General features: G+C 63.2%; 14 protein-coding genes and 5 tRNA genes. 5 read left to right on the top strand and 14 right to left on the bottom strand.

Translation table 11 applies throughout. The features are described from left to right. Window positions 1-265: 265 nt before the first annotated feature. Window positions 266-1,570 (top strand): isocitrate lyase, encoded by a 1,305-nt coding sequence (gene aceA, locus AB3X94_RS02295; RefSeq protein ID WP_026228698.1) that lies wholly within the window; start codon window positions 266-268, stop codon window positions 1,568-1,570. A gap of 267 nt (window positions 1,571-1,837) precedes the next feature. Here aceA and AB3X94_RS02290 read toward each other — a convergent pair whose 3' ends face one another. Next, entirely contained in the window at window positions 1,838-2,272 is a 435-nt protein-coding gene (locus AB3X94_RS02290; RefSeq protein ID WP_368610690.1) for a universal stress protein, read from the bottom strand. 127 nt (window positions 2,273-2,399) lie between these two features. Next, entirely contained in the window at window positions 2,400-3,302 is a 903-nt protein-coding gene (locus AB3X94_RS02285; RefSeq protein ID WP_176108262.1) for a LysR family transcriptional regulator, read from the bottom strand. 162 nt (window positions 3,303-3,464) lie between these two features. On the opposite strand from AB3X94_RS02285, the gene AB3X94_RS02280 reads away from it, so the two are divergent. Beyond that, window positions 3,465-4,283, top strand: a complete 819-nt coding sequence (locus AB3X94_RS02280) for a haloacid dehalogenase type II (RefSeq protein WP_176108261.1) — start codon at window positions 3,465-3,467, stop codon at window positions 4,281-4,283. A gap of 76 nt (window positions 4,284-4,359) precedes the next feature. Then, a complete protein-coding gene (gene aceB, locus AB3X94_RS02275; protein ID WP_184228358.1) occupies window positions 4,360-5,952 on the top strand; it encodes a malate synthase A in 1,593 nt (530 codons plus the stop codon). A gap of 126 nt (window positions 5,953-6,078) precedes the next feature. Here the strand turns inward: aceB and AB3X94_RS02270 are convergent, their stop codons facing one another. Further along, window positions 6,079-6,480: a gamma-glutamylcyclotransferase gene (locus tag AB3X94_RS02270; RefSeq protein WP_176108259.1), complete on the bottom strand. Its 402-nt coding sequence runs from the start codon at window positions 6,478-6,480 to the stop codon at window positions 6,079-6,081. Between the two features lie 182 nt (window positions 6,481-6,662). Here AB3X94_RS02270 and AB3X94_RS02265 point away from each other — a divergent pair, with 182 nt between their 5' ends. After that, window positions 6,663-7,562: a helix-turn-helix domain-containing protein gene (locus AB3X94_RS02265; protein ID WP_176108258.1), complete on the top strand. Its 900-nt coding sequence runs from the start codon at window positions 6,663-6,665 to the stop codon at window positions 7,560-7,562. Window positions 7,563-7,609: 47 nt separating this feature from the next. Here AB3X94_RS02265 and AB3X94_RS02260 read toward each other — a convergent pair whose 3' ends face one another. The 7 genes from AB3X94_RS02260 to gltX all read right to left on the bottom strand — a co-directional run bounded on the left by AB3X94_RS02260 (window position 7,610) and on the right by gltX (window position 10,555). Further along, on the bottom strand, window positions 7,610-8,074 hold the full coding sequence (locus AB3X94_RS02260; protein WP_176108257.1) for a GNAT family N-acetyltransferase: 465 nt from the start codon (window positions 8,072-8,074) through the stop codon (window positions 7,610-7,612). 150 nt (window positions 8,075-8,224) lie between these two features. Continuing rightward, window positions 8,225-8,301: transfer RNA gene (locus AB3X94_RS02255), tRNA-Asp, on the bottom strand. Window positions 8,302-8,381: 80 nt separating this feature from the next. Next, a tRNA-Glu gene (locus AB3X94_RS02250) sits at window positions 8,382-8,457 on the bottom strand. Between the two features lie 61 nt (window positions 8,458-8,518). Beyond that, a tRNA-Asp gene (locus AB3X94_RS02245) sits at window positions 8,519-8,595 on the bottom strand. Window positions 8,596-8,685: 90 nt separating this feature from the next. Next, window positions 8,686-8,761, bottom strand: a tRNA-Glu gene (locus AB3X94_RS02240). 189 nt (window positions 8,762-8,950) lie between these two features. After that, a tRNA-Ala gene (locus AB3X94_RS02235) sits at window positions 8,951-9,026 on the bottom strand. Between the two features lie 119 nt (window positions 9,027-9,145). Then, on the bottom strand, window positions 9,146-10,555 hold the full coding sequence (gene gltX, locus AB3X94_RS02230; protein ID WP_176108256.1) for a glutamate--tRNA ligase: 1,410 nt from the start codon (window positions 10,553-10,555) through the stop codon (window positions 9,146-9,148). A gap of 432 nt (window positions 10,556-10,987) precedes the next feature. On the opposite strand from gltX, the gene AB3X94_RS02225 reads away from it, so the two are divergent. Next, the gene (locus tag AB3X94_RS02225; protein WP_368610781.1) at window positions 10,988-11,989 is read left to right on the top strand and encodes a patatin-like phospholipase family protein; all 1,002 of its coding nucleotides are present in this window, start codon (window positions 10,988-10,990) and stop codon (window positions 11,987-11,989) included. A gap of 112 nt (window positions 11,990-12,101) precedes the next feature. Here AB3X94_RS02225 and AB3X94_RS02220 read toward each other — a convergent pair whose 3' ends face one another. The 4 genes from AB3X94_RS02220 to AB3X94_RS02205 form a co-directional block, all read right to left on the bottom strand. Beyond that, window positions 12,102-12,767: a C40 family peptidase gene (locus tag AB3X94_RS02220; protein ID WP_176108254.1), complete on the bottom strand. Its 666-nt coding sequence runs from the start codon at window positions 12,765-12,767 to the stop codon at window positions 12,102-12,104. 135 nt (window positions 12,768-12,902) lie between these two features. Then, the gene (locus AB3X94_RS02215; RefSeq protein ID WP_368610689.1) at window positions 12,903-14,534 is read right to left on the bottom strand and encodes an ABC transporter ATP-binding protein; all 1,632 of its coding nucleotides are present in this window, start codon (window positions 14,532-14,534) and stop codon (window positions 12,903-12,905) included. Further along, window positions 14,531-15,637 (bottom strand): ABC transporter permease, encoded by a 1,107-nt coding sequence (locus tag AB3X94_RS02210; protein WP_176108252.1) that lies wholly within the window; start codon window positions 15,635-15,637, stop codon window positions 14,531-14,533. The genes AB3X94_RS02215 and AB3X94_RS02210 overlap by 4 nt, the downstream gene beginning before the upstream one ends. Continuing rightward, the gene (locus tag AB3X94_RS02205) at window positions 15,637-16,674 is read right to left on the bottom strand and encodes a microcin C ABC transporter permease YejB (protein WP_176108251.1); all 1,038 of its coding nucleotides are present in this window, start codon (window positions 16,672-16,674) and stop codon (window positions 15,637-15,639) included. The genes AB3X94_RS02210 and AB3X94_RS02205 overlap by 1 nt, the downstream gene beginning before the upstream one ends. Between the last annotated feature and the right edge of the window lie 32 nt (window positions 16,675-16,706).

Raw genomic sequence — 16,706 nt, 5'->3', positions numbered from 1 at the left:
TAAAAAATCATGCTGCAAAGCACAAGAAGGACTATTGCAACAGGGAAAATATCGTTTCTCATCGCGAAACGTAGGATTTAACCTATTGATTTCATGAAAAAATAAATATTGGAAAAACGCTTTGCGGCGTCTATTGTGCGTCCATCGATTTGCCTAGACTCTTATATAAGACTTCACGAAACAGAACGCCTCTGCTGGCCCTACGCTTCGAGAAGACAGAGTCACCCATCCTCCATAACTGGCATCGAAGGAGCACATCATGACAATGACCCGCGAACAGCAAGTGCAGCAACTCAAGCAACAATGGGAAACGGACCCGCGTTGGAAGGGTGTCAAGCGCACCTACTCGGCCGAAGACGTGGTGCGTCTGCGCGGCTCGGTGCAACCCGAGCACACGCTCGCAAAGCGCGGCGCCGAAAAGCTGTGGGCCGCAGTGAACAGCGAGCCGTTCGTCAACTCGCTCGGCGCGCTCACCGGCAACCAGGCGATGCAGCAAGTGAAGGCCGGTCTGAAGGCAATCTATCTGTCGGGCTGGCAGGTCGCGGGCGATGCCAACGTCGCCGGTGAAATGTACCCGGACCAATCGCTGTATCCGGCCAACTCGGTGCCGCTCGTCGTTAAGCGCATCAACAACACGCTGACGCGCGCCGACCAGATCCAGTGGTCGGAGGGCAAGAACCCGGGCGATGAAGGCTACGTCGATTACTTCGCCCCGATCGTGGCCGACGCGGAAGCCGGTTTCGGCGGCGTGCTGAACGCGTTCGAACTGATGAAGGCGATGATCGAAGCGGGAGCGTCGGGCGTGCACTTCGAAGACCAGCTCGCCTCGGTCAAGAAGTGCGGCCACATGGGCGGCAAGGTGCTCGTGCCGACCCGCGAAGCCGTCGCGAAGCTGACCGCCGCGCGTCTGGCCGCCGACGTGTCGGGCGTGCCGACCGTGCTGCTCGCTCGCACCGACGCGGAAGCCGCCGACCTCGTGACCTCGGACATCGACGACAACGACCGCCCCTTCCTGACCGGTGAGCGCACCGTCGAGGGCTTCTATCGCACGAAGCCGGGCCTCGAACAGGCGATCTCGCGTGGCCTCGCGTACGCGCCTTACGCCGACATGATCTGGTGCGAAACCGGCAAGCCGGACCTCGAGTTCGCGAAGAAATTTGCCGACGCGATCCACAAGGAGTACCCGGACCAGCTGCTGTCGTACAACTGCTCGCCGTCGTTCAACTGGAAGAAGAACCTCGACGACGCGACGATCGCGAAGTTCCAGCGCGAGCTCGGCGCAATGGGCTACAAGTTCCAGTTCATCACGCTGGCCGGCTTCCACGCGCTGAACTACTCGATGTTCAACCTCGCGTACGGCTATGCGCGCAACCAGATGACCGCATTCGTCGAAATGCAGCAGGCGGAATTCGCGGCGGCCGAAAAGGGCTTCACCGCGGTCAAGCACCAGCGCGAAGTCGGCACCGGCTACTTCGACGCCGTCACGCAGACGGTCGAGCGCGAAGCATCGACGACCGCGCTGCATGGTTCGACGGAAAACGAGCAGTTCTTCGACAAGAAGGTCGCCTGAGACCAGCCGGTCGGGTCACGCAATCCCGTGGCCTGAACGCAGCAACGATTGGCAAATGTCGAGCGGCACCGTCAGAGTGCCGCCGACACAGGGGGGACCGCGCCGTACCGGATTGGCAGGAGCATTAGTGCGCATGCCAGCGGCCGGGGTCTGAGAGAAGCCAGCACGCGGCAAGCGTGCGGCGAACCTGAACGCGCCGGCTTCGCCGCCGGTGCGTTTTTTTTGAAGGCGGATGCCGGCACGCCGCCGGCGGCGGCGCAAAGCGATTCAGCGATAGACGATCACAGGAATTTTCGTATGCGTGAGCACGCGCTGCGTTTCACTGCCGATCAACAGGCTTCCGAGCCCACGCCGCCCATGCGACGCCATGAAGATCACGTCGCAGCCGCCCCGCTCGGCCGCTTCGATGATGCCGAGATACGGCGCCGGATGCACGCTCGTGCGGCTCTCGACGTGGACGCCGACGCGGTGGGCCGCATGCTCGACTTCGCGCAGATGCACGCGCGCTTCGCGCTCGCTGCGTTGCAGGAACTCGCCGGGTGGTTCGACCGCGACATCGGAGAACGGCGAGTACGGATATTGCGGCAGACATGCGTACGCGGTCACGCGGGCGCCCACGGCCTGCGCGAGATCGATCGCGCCCGCTATCGCCTTGCGTGAAAGATCTGAGCCATCGGTTGGAACCAGGATGTGCCTGAACATGATGCCCTCCGTCGCCGGCTGCGCGCAGCACGGCGTCAGCGTCCAACAAAGCCCAGGGTGCAGGCTGCCCGGAACGATTGTAATGCGTATGAATGCGGGTAATTGCGTCCGTCTGGAGATTGGCGCGTCAGTCCCAGTAACCGGGTTCGCCGTACGTATGCTTGAGAAAGTCCAGAAACAGCCGCACCCGCAGCGGCAGATGACGGCGCTGCGGGAACACCGCGTGGATGCCGATCGGCGGCGCGGCGAATTCGTCGAGCACCGTGACGAGGCGTCCCGCCGCGAGGTCCGCGCCGACTTCCCACCACGAGCGCCACGCCAGTCCGTGTCCGGCGAGACACCATTCATGCAGCACCGCGCCGTCCGAGCATTCCATCGTGCCGGACACCTTGATCGACACGACCTTGCCGTCGTGCTGGAACATCCAGCCGCGCTGCTGGTTCGCGCTCGCGCCGAGCGCGAGGCAGTTGTGGCGCGCGAGCTCGGCGAGGCTGTGCGGCGCGCCGCGCCGATTCAGATACGCGGGCGACGCGACGCACACGCGGCGGTTTTCGGCGAGCTTCAGCGACACCAGCGACGAATCGGGCAACTCGCCGAGCCGCACAGCGCAATCGAAGCCCTCGTTGACGAGATCGACGAGACGATCGGACAGATCGAGCGTGATCGACACGTCCGGATGCGCGACAGTGAATGCGGGCACCAGTGGCGCCACGTGCCGGCGCCCGAAGCCGGCCGGCGCCGACAGCCGCAGATGGCCGCTCGCCTTGACGCCGCCCGCCGACACGCTCGCCTCGGCGTTCTGCATGTCGTGAAGGATGCGCTGGCAGTCTTCGAGAAAGGCCGAGCCTTCGAAGGTCAGCGTGATCTTGCGCGTCGTGCGCACCAGCAGCTTGACGCCGAGGCGCTCCTCGAGCGCGTCGATGCGCCGGCCGATGATCGCGGGAGCGACGCCCTCGGCGAGCGCCGCCGCGGACAGGCTGCCTTTGGCCGCGACGGTGGCGAAGGTCTCGATCTGCTTGAAACGGTCCATGAACGATGCGCGCCGTGCGAACCAATGAAATCGGCGCAAGAGTGAGGGTTGTGTGCGAGATTAGGTACATAAAAGTAAAAGATCAAGTGATTTTTAGCCTATTTTTTAGCACCTAAGGTCACCAATACAATCGATCCCGACCTCTGACAGGAGCGCATGGCAATGTCGGCCACAACGACACCTTCCCCGCGAGCAGTGATTTTCGACGCCTACGGCACGTTGTTCGACGTGCATTCGGTGATCGCCGCCGCGGAGCAACTATTCCCCGGACACGGCGACGCGCTGTCGCAGCTTTGGCGCCAGAAGCAGATCGAATACACGCAGCTGCGCACGCTCGCCGCGCGCAGCGACGCCCCCGGCGAACACTACCGCCCGTTCTGGGACATCACGCTCGACGCACTGCGCTTCGCCGCGAAAAGACTGCAGCTCACGCTCGGCCGCTCGGCCGAAAAGCGTCTGATGGACGAATACGCGTGCCTGTCGGCGTTTCCCGACGCGGTGCCGGTGCTGCGCACGTTGCGCGAGCCCGCTGGCGCGCCGCGTGTCGGGCTCAGACTCGGGCTCGCGATTCTGTCCAACGGCAATCCGCAAATGCTCGACATCGCGGTCAAGAGCGCCGGCATGAGCGCCCTCTTCGATCATGTGCTGTCGGTCGATGCGGTGCGCGCGTACAAACCCGCGCCCGCCGCGTATGCGCTCGGCCCCGATGCGTTCGGCGTGGCCGCGCGCGAGATCGTGTTCGTGTCGGCGAACGGCTGGGACGTCGCGGGCGCGACGTGGTTCGGCTTCACGACGTTCTGGCTGAACCGGCAGAACCTGCCCGTCGAAGAGCTTGGCGTGAGCCCGCATGGCACCGGCGGCGGCATGAACGATCTGCTGGGCTTTCTGCAGACGCTCTCGACGTCGTCGCGCTCGGGCGGCGGCCGTCAACCCAAAACTCATGGCAGTGGCGGCCGCAAGCGCGCCAGCCCGCGCGTATGACGTCCCCTCGCTTTCGGGAACCCACTCCCGTTTTCAACCTTCGCACTTTTGCAATCTGACCGACCAAGGAGAAAAGATGGCTAATCCGCTGTCGTTGCCGCAAGGCATGGAAATCACCGGCGACATCAAGCCCGGCTTTGAAGCGATCCTCACCCGCGAAGCGCTGGAACTCGTCGCGGCCTTGCACCGTACGTTCGAGCCGCGTCGTCAGCAGTTGCTGCAGGCGCGCGTCGAACGTGCGAAGCGGCTCGACGCGGGCGAGCGTCCCGACTTTCTCGCCGCGACGAAGAGCGTGCGCGAAGGCGACTGGAAGATCGCGCCGCTGCCGCAGGATCTGCAGTGCCGGCGCGTCGAGATCACCGGACCTGTCGAGCGCAAGATGATCATCAACGCGCTCAATTCGGGCGCGGACTCCTACATGACCGACTTCGAGGATTCGAATGCGCCGAGCTGGGACAACCAGATCACCGGTCATATCAATCTGAAGGACGCGGTGCGCCGCACGATCTCGCTCGAACAGAACGGCAAGTCGTACCGGCTCAACGACAAGACCGCGACGCTGATCGTGCGTCCGCGCGGCTGGCATCTCGACGAGAAGCACGTGAAGGTCGACGGCAAGCGCGTGTCGGGCGGCATCTTCGATTTCGCGCTGTACATGGTGCACAACGCGAAGGAGCTGATCGCGCGCGGCTCGGGCCCGTACTTCTATCTGCCGAAGATGGAGAGCCATCTCGAAGCGCGCCTGTGGAACGACATCTTCGTCGCCGCGCAGGAAGCCGTTGGCGTGCCGCGTGGCACGATTCGCGCGACGGTGCTGATCGAGACGATCGTCGCCGCGTTCGAAATGGACGAAATTCTGTACGAGCTGCGCGAACATAGCTCGGGCCTGAACGCGGGCCGCTGGGACTACATCTTCTCCGCGATCAAGAAGTTCAAGAGCGACCGCGACTTCTGCCTCGCCGATCGCTCGCAGATCACGATGACCTCGCCGTTCATGCGGGCGTATGCGCTGCTGTTGCTGAAGACCTGCCATCGCCGCAACGCGCCGGCGATCGGCGGCATGAGCGCGCTGATTCCGATCAAGAACGATGCGGCCGCGAACGACAAGGCGATGGCCGGCGTGCGCTCGGACAAGGCGCGCGACGCCGGCGATGGCTACGACGGCGGCTGGGTCGCGCATCCGGGTCTCGTGCCGGTCGCGATGGAAGAGTTCGTCAAGGTGCTCGGCGACCGGCCGAACCAGATCGACAAGCAGCGCGTCGACGTGCTCGTGACCGCGACCGATCTGCTCGACTTCCGCCCGGAAACGCCGATCACCGAAGCGGGCTTGCGCAACAACATCAACGTCGGCATCCACTACCTCGGTTCGTGGCTCGCGGGCAATGGCTGCGTGCCGATTCACAACCTGATGGAAGACGCGGCCACCGCCGAGATTTCGCGTTCGCAGGTATGGCAGTGGATCCGCTCGCCGAAGGGCAAGCTCGATGACGGCCGCAAGGTGACGGTCGAACTGGTGCGCGCGCTCGCGGGGCAGGAACTCGACAAGGTCAAACAGACGGTGGGCGGAGATACGAAGCCGTATGAGCGCGCCGCGCAGATCTTCGAGCAGATGTCGACCGCGGAGCAGTTCACCGATTTTCTGACGCTGCCGCTTTACGAAGAGATTTGATGGTGTCGATGACGCGGGCTCGGGCGCCTCGTGCCTGCTCGAGCCAGGCGATCGCATCAGCTTGAATGACGGCGCGCCGCGGACATACGTGGCGCGCTGCTCTATTGGCCGCTTGCGCGCACCGGCTCAGCGCGTGCGCCGATGTTTGACCCAGTCTCCCGAACGGATTTCGGGCAGCCCTTTTACCGCGTTCGGCACAACCGGATAGAAGCGGCAGTTCACGACGTTTCCGTCTACTTTGACCATCACCTCGCGGGCCAGAAAACGCTCGTCGACACCCGGATATACGGCTTCGATTTCGTCGAGCACCGCGACGAGCGCATCGTCGATTTCATAGACGTCGCCGACCACGTCGACGCCCGCTTCGTCGACGACGAGACCCGGATAGTCGCCAAAATCGAACAGATGGCCGCGCACCGTGGTGCTGCCGAGCAGGCTTGGCGCGGGGAGGTCGTTGCGCGCGGCGGCTTCGCTGATGTCGTTGGTTTCACCGGCACGCAGCGTGCCATAGACAAAGACGGTCTGCATCGTCGTTGAGTCTCCGTGGTCAGAGGTGAGATTGGTGGCTCGGGGGCCATCGGGACATTATGCAACGGTGGCCCGACGGCATCAGCAACCAGGCACGATCTACAATGCTTGGAACCCGCGCCGGTGAATGGCCTCGACCGCGCTTCGCCGTTGCCGGCTCCGTTATCCGAACCGACCTTGCCATGCCCTCGTCCGCCGAGTCCAACCCGTTGAGCCGCGTGCGTTTCGCCGACATACCGCCCGAGTTTGCGCCGAACGACACGCATCCGATCCGCGTGCGCTCGCGGCCGATGCCGGCGGGCTGGCATATCGCGCGTCATACGCATGCATGGGCGCAGGTCGCGTATGCGTCGCGCGGCGTGCTGCGCGTCGCGACAACGGGCACGACGTGGATGGTGCCGCCATCGCGCGCGATCTGGTTGCCGCCGCATGTCACGCACGAAGTGGTCGCCGTCGAGGATGCGTTCCTGCGCACGCTGTACATCACCGAGAGTACGGTGCCGGCCGGGCTCGATACGCCGCGCGTCGTCGAAGTATCGAACCTGTTGCGCGAGGTGATTGCCGCGCTCGATACGCCTGGCCTGTCCGCCGCACGCGAGCAATTGCTCGGCGCGCTCGCCCTCGATGAACTGACGCGCTCCGAGCCGTTGCCGCTGTCCGTGCCGATGCCCAGCGAAAAGCGCCTGCGCGCGCTGTGCGAGGCCGTGATCGCCGACCCGATGCATGGCGAGCCGCTCGAACAGTGGGCGTCGACGGTCGGCGCGAGCACGCGGACGATCGCGCGGCTGTTTCGTCAGGAGCTGGGGGTGAGTTTTTCGCAGTGGCGTCAGCAGGCGATCCTCGCGCGCGCCATTCCCTTGTTGAGCCAGGGACGGCCGCTGTCGCATGTCGCGCAGGAACTGGGCTATCAGAGCCAAAGCGCCTTCTCCGCGATGTTCCGGCGCGCGTTCGGCGCGAGTCCACGCGCGTTTATCGACCGAGGCGCCGAGCATCGCGCAAGCAACGGCGAGCATGATGATGCGCAAGCGGATGATGAAACGGCACAGGATCAAGCCGGTTCGGCTGATGTTGCCGAGCGGTGAACGTCGATGCGTGGCGGTGCGAGTCGGCGAACCACGCAGACCTGGCCTCAAACCCGCCGCGCCAGATGACGGATTGCGCCTAGCTGCGCGAGCCGCGGCCCGGCGAGCTTATAGCCCTTGCGCTGATAGAGCCGCGCAGCCGGATTATCGACGAACACGCGCAACTGCAACTCGCGCAGCCCCCGCTCGCGCGCCCATTGATGCGAGATGTCGAGAAGAAACGTACCGGCGCCAAGCCGCCGATATCCTTCGGCAATCTGCACGTCGCGGATATGCAGCGAATCACCCTCCTCGGTGATACGCAGCACGCCCATCGGCACGCTATCCACTTCGAGAATGAAATTCTCCGATTCCCGCCAACTGCCGAGAAACAGATCGCTGCGCCAGACCAGATGATGCCGGCGATAGTAGCCCCCCATGTTGTTGCGGGTCAGCGCCTCGGCAAACTCGAAATCGTCCATGCTTGCCGTGCGCAGATGAAACGGTGACGGGGCTTCGGTTGGATCGAACATGGCAGGACCGCGAGGATGAGTCGGATCAACGGTAAAACAGGCCGCGCGCGCTGGCAATGGCTGTTTGTCCCGAGCTTTCCGCGAGGCGGCCGGCCACGGGCAGCCGAAATAAAAAAAGCCCACTTCTTGTGAAGTGGGCTTTCTCAAATCTGGCGGAGCGGACGGGGCTCGAACCCGCGACCCCCGGCGTGACAGGCCGGTATTCTAACCAACTGAACTACCGCTCCAGATTTTGCATCGCAGTCTGCGAGCCATGCTCACAGCCTGCTGCACCGTTCAAACTTCCAACCGAACGACGCCGATGTTCTGGCGTCCCCTAGGGGATTCGAACCCCTGTACTCACCGTGAAAGGGTGATGTCCTAGGCCTCTAGACGAAGGGGACAACGTACTGCTTACACCTTTAATGAAAAAGCCCGTTCAGGTATGTGTGAACGGGCTTTGTCTGGCGGAGTGGACGGGACTCGAACCCGCGACCCCCGGCGTGACAGGCCGGTATTCTAACCGACTGAACTACCACTCCAGTCTTTACACCCTGCTTGCGAGCGTCGGTTAATTCTCTGCAAGCTGCGCTGCTTTACTACTACTCGAATACTAAAGCGACGCTGATGTTTGGCGTCCCCTAGGGGATTCGAACCCCTGTACTCACCGTGAAAGGGTGATGTCCTAGGCCTCTAGACGAAGGGGACAAAATCTTTTCAGATCCGTCTTAATTCGCTTTCGACTTATTTAGCTCGCCCTAACTTTTCAGTTAATTCGCCGAGCTTTTCAACGTCAACTGCGAAGACCGATATTTTAACTACGTTTCAGCGATTTGTGAAGTCTTTTTTTCTACAACTTTCAGACTTCTTAACCACTTTAACTTCTCTCTGCTGTGTTGGTGGAGGTAAGCGGGATCGAACCGCTGACCTCTTGCATGCCATGCAAGCGCTCTCCCAGCTGAGCTATACCCCCGCGCACATCAGAGAAACGAGATTCTAGAGGGCGATCTGCGGTTTGTAAATACCCTTTGAGCAATTACATGCGATTTTTCCGAAGGCGTGCGAAACCCTGTCACGCACGCCCGCAGCTGATCAGCCAAGCGCTGTTTCGATACGGCCAACGACGACGTCGCGACCGAACAGCATCAGCACGCTATCGATCGACGGAGTATGCGTCGTACCCGCCACCAGCAAACGCACCGGCATCGCGAGCTGCGGCATCTTCAGCTTGTGCGCGCCGAGCGTAGCCTTCAGCGCGGCGGCGATCGCCTCCTTGGTCCATTCGACCGTCTTCAATGCAGCGGCCAGATCAGCGAGCGCCGGACGAACCGCGTCGGTCACGTGCTGTGCAAGCGACTCGGCATCGGGTGCCGGCGTGCGATAGAACATCGCGGAGTTCTGCGCAATTTCCTTCACTGTCGACGCACGATCCTTCATCAGGCCCACTACGCCCGTCAAATCCGGACCTTGCGCGAGTGTGGCTTCGTCGATGCCGAGCTCCGCGAAGAACGGTATCGCCAGTTCGGCGAGGCGTGCGTTGTCGGCTTCCTTGATGTAGTGCGCGTTGAGCCAGTTCAGCTTGTCATGGTCGTACTGCGCCGGCGACTTGCCGAGGTGCTCGAGATCGAACCACTCGACGAACTGCTCGCGCGTGAAAATCTCCGCGTCGCCATGCGACCAGCCGAGGCGCGCCAGATAGTTGACGACCGCTTCCGGCAGATACCCTGCATCGCGATAACCCATCACGCTCATCGCGCCGTGGCGCTTGCTCATCTTCTCGCCCTGCTCGTTCAGCACGGTCGGCAGATGTGCATACACCGGCGGCTCGCCGCCGAGCGCGCGCAGAATGTTGATCTGCCGCGGCGTGTTGTTGACGTGGTCGTCGCCGCGGATCACGTGAGTGATGCGCATGTCGAGATCGTCGACGACGACGCAGAAGTTATACGTCGGCGTGCCGTCCGGACGGGCGATCACGAGGTCGTCGAGTTCTTCGTTCGAGATTTCGATGCGGCCTTTCACCGCGTCGTCCCACGCGACCACGCCGGTCAGCGGATTACGAAAGCGCAGCACCGGCGTCACGCCCGCGGGCGGCTCCGGCAGGACCTTGCCCGGCTCCGGACGCCACGTGCCATCGTAGCGCGGCTTTTCACCCGCTTCGCGCTGACGCTCGCGCAGCGCGTCGAGCTCTTCGGTCGACATGTAGCACGGGTAGACGAGCCCGGCGTCCTGCATCTGCTTCAGCACTTCGCGGTAACGGTCCATGCGCTGCATCTGGTAGAACGGGCCTTCGTCGAAATCGAGACCAAGCCATGCCATGCCCTCGAGAATCGCGTCGACCGATTCGGTCGTGGAGCGCTCGACGTCGGTGTCCTCGACCCGCAGCACGAAGGTCCCTTTCATCTTGCGCGCGAACGCCCACGGATACAGCGCGGAGCGGATGTTGCCCAGGTGGATGAAGCCGGTGGGACTCGGTGCGAATCGGGTACGAACGGAGGTGGTCATTAGCGGTTACTCGGAAAACAGGCGCCGGCGCTCGAGCGAACATGGCTGCGAAGCGCGGCAGCGAAGCGTGCCCATGCTGCGCGCGATGTCGCGCACGGCCACGAGGGAAATAGATGCAAGAGGCGAATTATACCTTCCGCCCGCGGGTTGCCGCCCTCGTCCGAACGGCCTAAGGCGCATGGGCGAACGGCGTCCGGACACCTGCGCAGGCACCTTCCCTCCGCTCACCGAACTCATCTTGAAAAGACGCGGCCCCAGTTCCGAATACTTCCTCTGCAACGTTTCATTACAGCGGACCGCGCGCGCTGATCGTTTGCATTAAGATGTGCGCGCGCTGATATAAGGGCTTGCCCCGCACATCGATCCGATAGGAACGGGACACTCTCCAGCGCGCGGAATCGCCGCCGGCGATACGCCTGGCCTGACCTCAGCCTGATCGCGGTACGCGCGACGCCGCCTGCGTCGCCCGCGCCGCAGCTGGAGAACTCGTTGAAACCCTCATCCCCAAGTTTGAGCCGCCGCAGCTTTTCGCTGGCGGCCGCATCCGCGGTGCTTGCCGCCTGCACCACGACCAACGGCAAACTCAATGGCGCGCCCATCACCGCGACGCCCACCGTTGCGCCGCCTGAAAAAGCGCAACAGAAACCGGTTCGCGTCGCGCTCGCTCTCGGCGGCGGCGCCGCGCGCGGCTTTGCGCACATCGGCGTGATCAAGGCGCTCGAGGCGCGCAATATTCAGATCGACCTGATCGCCGGCACGAGCGCCGGCTCCGTGGTCGGCGCGCTGTACGCGTCGGGTATGAACGGTTTCGCGCTGAACAAGCTCGCGCTGTCGATGGACGAAGCGTCGATCAGCGACTGGGCGATGCCGTTTCGTACGCGCGGCTTCCTGCAGGGCGTCGCGCTGCAGAACTACCTGAACACGACGCTGAACAACCGCCCGATCGAGAAGATGGCGAGGCCTCTCGGCGTAGTCGCGACCGAGCTGCAAACCGGCCAGCCGATCCTGTTCCAGCGCGGCAACACCGGCACCGCGGTGCGCGCGTCGTGCAGCGTGCCGTCGATTTTCGAGCCGGTGAAGATCGGCGGCCACGAGTATGTGGATGGGGGTCTCGTGAGCCCCGTACCGGCGTCGTTCGCGCGCAAGATGGGCGGGGATTTCGTCATCGCCGTCGATATCTCGCAGCGGCCGGAGACCGGCCTCACCACGAGCTCGTTCGACGTGCTGATGCAGACCTTCACGATCATGGGCCAGACGATCAAGGCCTACGAGCTCGACAAGTACGCCGACGTGGTGATCCGGCCGAATCTCGCGGCGATGAGCGGCAGTGATTTCTCACAGCGCAACGCGGCGATCCTCGCCGGCGAGGAAGCGGTCGCGAAGATGATGCCGGAATTGCAGCGCAAGCTCGCCGCGCGGCGCATGGGCGCCTGAAAACCTCGTGGCGCACGGTCGCCGTGCGCCACCAGGGCAAAATTCGCGCATCAAATGCAAAAAGCCTGCTTCGAAAGAAGCAGGCTTTTTTATCGCCGGACTCAGCGCGGAATCAGTTATTTCCGCTGATCGTCGCGGTCACGCGCTTGCGCAGATCGTCGGCCTGATACGAGGTCTCGATCCGACGCGCACCCGTGAAGCGCTTTTCCCAGTAGCCGTCATCCATGTCGTCGACGCGGATCGTGCTGCCAGTGGACGGCGAGTGCACGAACTTGTTGTCGCCGATATAGATGCCGACGTGCGAGAACGTGCGGCGCATCGTATTGAAGAACACCAGATCGCCCGGCTTCAGGTCGCTGACGCGCACCTTCTCGCCCATCCGGCTCATTTCCTCGGCACGACGCGGCAGCGCGAGGCCGAGCGTGTCCTGGAACACGTAGCGCACGAAACCGCTGCAATCAAGCCCTGAATCTGGTGTATTGCCGCCCCAACGGTAGCGAACGCCGATCATGTTCAGCGCGCCGACCACCACGTCACCCGCTTTGCCGGCCATACCGGAAAGGAATGATTTGGCGCCGCTGCTCTCGGTGCTAGCAGCCTTGGGTTGCGGAGTGAGGAGGGAGAGAGGATCCGAGCCGTTGGTGGTCGGATACGAGGCATTCTGATTAAAACCGCTTACTTCATCGGCGAATGCGCCGGGAGCTGCTGCCATCAAGACGCCAATGAACATCCCGGCGACGACGCGCGTGCAAGCCTGGGTGAAGTTTCTGTGCTGCATTGGTCGGTAGTTTTTGCCAAAAAATCAGACGTCTACGAAAAAGTTTGGTCGATACTAGCCAGTAAGTATTTGCGTGTCAAAAGGAATAGAAAAAATCAATCGCGACGCGCACTCAATTGGTGAAACGGTGAAAAATCAACGATCAAGCGCCGCTTTCAGCAGCTTTCGCGTGTAAGGATGCGCGGGTGCCGCAAAAATTTTCTCGACTTCGCCGGTCTCGACGATCGATCCGTTTTGCATCACCACGACGCGGTGCGCCATCGCCCCGATCACCTCCAGATCGTGACTGATGAACACGAAGCCGAGGTTGTACTTATGCTGCAAACTGGTGAGCAGCTTGAGCACCTGCTGCTGAATCGAGACGTCGAGCGCGCTGGTCGGTTCGTCGAGGATCAGCACGCGCGGCTCGAGTACCAGCGCGCGCGCGATCGCGATGCGCTGCCGCTGCCCGCCCGAAAACTCATGCGGATAGCGATACAGCGCGGTACGGTCGATGCCGACTTCACGCAGCACCGCGAGCACCTTGTCGCGCCGCGCCTGCGGCGTCATCTGCGGCCGATGCAGCGCGAGCCCCTCGCCGACGATCCGCTCGATCGTCTGCCGCGGCGAAAGCGAACTAAAAGGGTCTTGAAAGACAACCTGCATATTCGAGCGCAGCGCGGTCTTTTCGGCGCCGCGATAGCTCGCGAGCGCCCTGCCCTGAAACTGGATCTCGCCGTGCGCGGTGCGCTGCAGACCGAGCAGCGCCATCGCGAGTGTCGACTTGCCCGACCCTGATTCGCCGACGATCCCGAGCGTCTCGCCCTGGCGTACCGACACGTTCGCCGCGTCGACCGCACGAAACCGCCCCGCGCCGAACCAGCCGCGCAGGCCCGGCAGCTTCGTTTTGAAGTCGACCGACACGTCGCGAGCTTCGAGCAGCACCGGCGAGATCGGCAGCACCGGCGCGACCTCGCGCTGCGGCCGGCTGGCGAGCAGCCGCTGGGTATAAGGATGGCGCGGCGCCTCGAAGACCTGCTCGACCGTGCCGGTTTCGACCAGCACGCCCCGCTCCATCACCGCGACGCGCTGCGCGAAGTGACGCACCAGGTTCAGGTCGTGCGTGATCAGCAGCACGGCCATGCCGCGCTTTTGCGCTTCGTCGCGCTGCAACTCCAGCAGCAGTTCGACGATCTGCGCGCGAATCGTCACGTCGAGCGCAGTGGTCGGCTCGTCGGCGAGCAACAGGCGCGGCCGGCAGGCGAGCGCCATCGCGATCATCGCGCGCTGCCGCTGGCCGCCCGATAGCTGATGCGGATAGCTGTTGACGCGCTTCTCCGGTTCGGTGATGCCGGTGCGCGCAAGCAACGCGACCGCGCGCCGGCACGCCTCGGCCACGCTGACGCCGTCATGCACGACGATCGTCTCGGCAATCTGGTCGCCGATCGTATACAGCGGATTGAGCGCGGTCATCGGCTCCTGGAAGATCATCGCGATGTCCGAGCCGCGCAGGCCGCGCATCGAGCGCTCGCTCTTCGCGAGCAGATCTTCACCATCGAAGCGGACCGCGCCGCTCACCTGCGCGTCGTTCAGCAGGCGCAGCACCGACAGCGCGGTCACGCTCTTGCCCGAACCCGACTCGCCGACGAGCGCGACGCGCTCGCCGCGCGCGATCGCGAGCGTGACGTCGTCGACGGCCACCGTGTCGCCGAACGCAACGCGCAGATGGTCGAGTTCGAGCAGCGGCATATCCGTCGATGGCGGCTCGATTTGCGGCAGCGCGCTCATTGGCCACCTCCGGCGTGTATCGCATCGGAGATACGCGTGTCGAGCGCGTTGCGTAGCGCGTCGCCCATGAAGGTCAATAGCAACAGCATCGCCACCAGCACGCCGAAGGTCGACACCGAGATCCACCATGCGTCGAGATTCGCCTTGCCCTGAGCGAGCAATTCGCCCAAGCTCGGCGTCGGCGGCGGCACGCCGAGGCCGAGGAAGTCGAGACTCGTCAGCGCGAGAATCGCGCTGCTCATGCTGAACGGCAGGAACGTGATGACTGGCGTCAGACTGTTCGGCAACACGTGACGCCACATGATCTGCCAATGCGACAAGCCCATCGCGCGCGCGGCGCGCACATAGTCCTGCTGGCGATTGCGCAGGAATTCGGCGCGCACGTAATCGGACAGGCCGATCCAGTTGAACAGCGACAGCAGCACGATCAGCAGCGCGAAGCTGCGCTCGAAGATCGACGAAAAGATGATCAGCAGATAAAGCTGAGGCATCGCGTTCCAGACTTCGATCAAGCGCTGCCCGACGATGTCCGTTCGCCCTCCGAAGTAACCTTGCACCGCCCCCGCGACGATGCCGACTATCGTGCTGATCACGGTCAGCACGAGGCCGAACACGACCGACACGCCAAAGCCGTACAGCAGACGCGCGAACAGATCGCGGCCGCGGTCGTCGGTACCGAGCCAGTTTTCGCGCGACGGCGGCGCCGGGTTGGGCGCCTTCGAGAAGTAGTTGAGCGTGTCGTAGTAGTAATGATTCGGCGGATACAGCGCGAAGTTGCCCGGAGCGTCGAAGCGGTGACGGATGTACGGATCGAGGTAATCGGTCGGCGTCGGGAAGTCGCCACCGAAGGTGGTCTCGGCGTAGGTCTTCACGAGCGGAAAATACAGATGACCGTCATAGCGCACGACGACCGGCTTGTCGTTCGACCACAGCGGCCCCACGAGGCTCGCCGCGAACGCGACGACGAAGATGATCAGGCTCCAGTAGCCGAGACGCTGCTGGCGAAACCGCTGCCACACGCGACGCGCCGGCGACGGCGACATCAGTGCGCGCGCGGGTTCGGTGCGTGCCGCCGCATCGGCGGAAAGGCGGGCTCGATTCATCAGCGCTCCAGTTGTTCGAATTGGATGCGGGGATCGACCCACACGTAACACAGGTCGGAGATCAGTCGCGTGACGAGGCCGATCAGCGTGAACAGATACAGCGTGCCGAGCACGACCGGATAGTCGCGCCGCATCACCGATTCATACGACAGCAAGCCGAGCCCGTCGAGAGAGAACAGCGTTTCGATCAGCAGGCTGCCGGTGAAGAACGCGCCGATGAAAGCACCCGGGAAATTGACGATCAGCGGCAGCAGCGCATTACGAAACACGTGCTTCCACAACACGCGCCGCTCGGACAAACCCTTTGCGCGCGCGGTCAGCACGTACTGCTTGCGGATTTCGTCGAGGAACGCGTTTTTCGTCAGCATCGTGACGACCGCGAAGCTGCCCACCACCGACGCCGTGATCGGCAACGTGATATGCCACAGATAGTCGAGGATTTTGCCGATGAGGCTCAGCTGGCCCCAGTTGTCGGACGTGAGGTTGCGCAGCGGAAACAGCTGCAGGAAGGTGCCGCCGCCGAACAGCACGAGCAGCAGCACGCCCAGCACGAAGCCCGGAATCGCGTAGCCGACCAGCACGACGAGGCTCGTCGCGATATCGAAGTGCGAGCCGTTGCGCACCGCCTTCGCGATGCCGAGCGGCACCGATATCAGATAGGTCAGAAAGAACGTCCACAGGCCGATGCTGATCGACACCGGCAGCTTCGACACGATCAGCGACCACACGCTCTGATGCCGGAAATAGCTCTGGCCGAGATCGAAGGTCGCGAAGCGCTTGAGCATCAGCCCGTAGCGTTCGAGCGGCGGCTTGTCGAAGCCGTACAGCTGCTTGAGTTGCGCGATCTGCTGCGCATCGACGCCGCTATGCGAACGCAGCCCGAACGGCGAGGCGCCCTCCGCGCCCTTGCGCAACTCGTGCTGCATCTGCTCGACGGGACCGCCCGGCACGAACTGGATCACGACGAAGGTCAGCGTCAGCACGCCGAGCAGCGTCGGGATCATCAGCAGCAGGCGTTTGAGGATGTAGCTCCACATAGGCGGTGTTCCAGTGCGAACGCGTTGGTGGG

The sequence above is a fragment of the Paraburkholderia sp. BR10923 genome, assembly GCF_040948765.1.
Taxonomy (GTDB): domain Bacteria; phylum Pseudomonadota; class Gammaproteobacteria; order Burkholderiales; family Burkholderiaceae; genus Paraburkholderia; species Paraburkholderia youngii.
The sequence above is the reverse complement of the archived record's forward strand: the minus strand, read 5'-3'. Positions and strand labels throughout refer to the sequence as shown.

Coding starts and splice junctions, on each gene's coding strand:
- aceB (WP_184228358.1), top strand. CDS start 4,360: ATGGCTAATCCGCTGTCGTTGCCGCAAGGCATGGAAATCACCGGCGAC.
- AB3X94_RS02265 (WP_176108258.1), top strand. CDS start 6,663: ATGCCCTCGTCCGCCGAGTCCAACCCGTTGAGCCGCGTGCGTTTCGCC.
- AB3X94_RS02285 (WP_176108262.1), bottom strand. CDS start 3,302: ATGGACCGTTTCAAGCAGATCGAGACCTTCGCCACCGTCGCGGCCAAA.
- AB3X94_RS02260 (WP_176108257.1), bottom strand. CDS start 8,074: ATGTTCGATCCAACCGAAGCCCCGTCACCGTTTCATCTGCGCACGGCA.
- AB3X94_RS02215 (WP_368610689.1), bottom strand. CDS start 14,534: ATGAGCGCGCTGCCGCAAATCGAGCCGCCATCGACGGATATGCCGCTG.
- AB3X94_RS02280 (WP_176108261.1), top strand. CDS start 3,465: ATGTCGGCCACAACGACACCTTCCCCGCGAGCAGTGATTTTCGACGCC.
- AB3X94_RS02210 (WP_176108252.1), bottom strand. CDS start 15,637: ATGAATCGAGCCCGCCTTTCCGCCGATGCGGCGGCACGCACCGAACCC.
- AB3X94_RS02290 (WP_368610690.1), bottom strand. CDS start 2,272: ATGTTCAGGCACATCCTGGTTCCAACCGATGGCTCAGATCTTTCACGC.
- aceA (WP_026228698.1), top strand. CDS start 266: ATGACCCGCGAACAGCAAGTGCAGCAACTCAAGCAACAATGGGAAACG.
- AB3X94_RS02205 (WP_176108251.1), bottom strand. CDS start 16,674: ATGTGGAGCTACATCCTCAAACGCCTGCTGCTGATGATCCCGACGCTG.
- gltX (WP_176108256.1), bottom strand. CDS start 10,555: ATGACCACCTCCGTTCGTACCCGATTCGCACCGAGTCCCACCGGCTTC.
- AB3X94_RS02220 (WP_176108254.1), bottom strand. CDS start 12,767: ATGCAGCACAGAAACTTCACCCAGGCTTGCACGCGCGTCGTCGCCGGG.
- AB3X94_RS02270 (WP_176108259.1), bottom strand. CDS start 6,480: ATGCAGACCGTCTTTGTCTATGGCACGCTGCGTGCCGGTGAAACCAAC.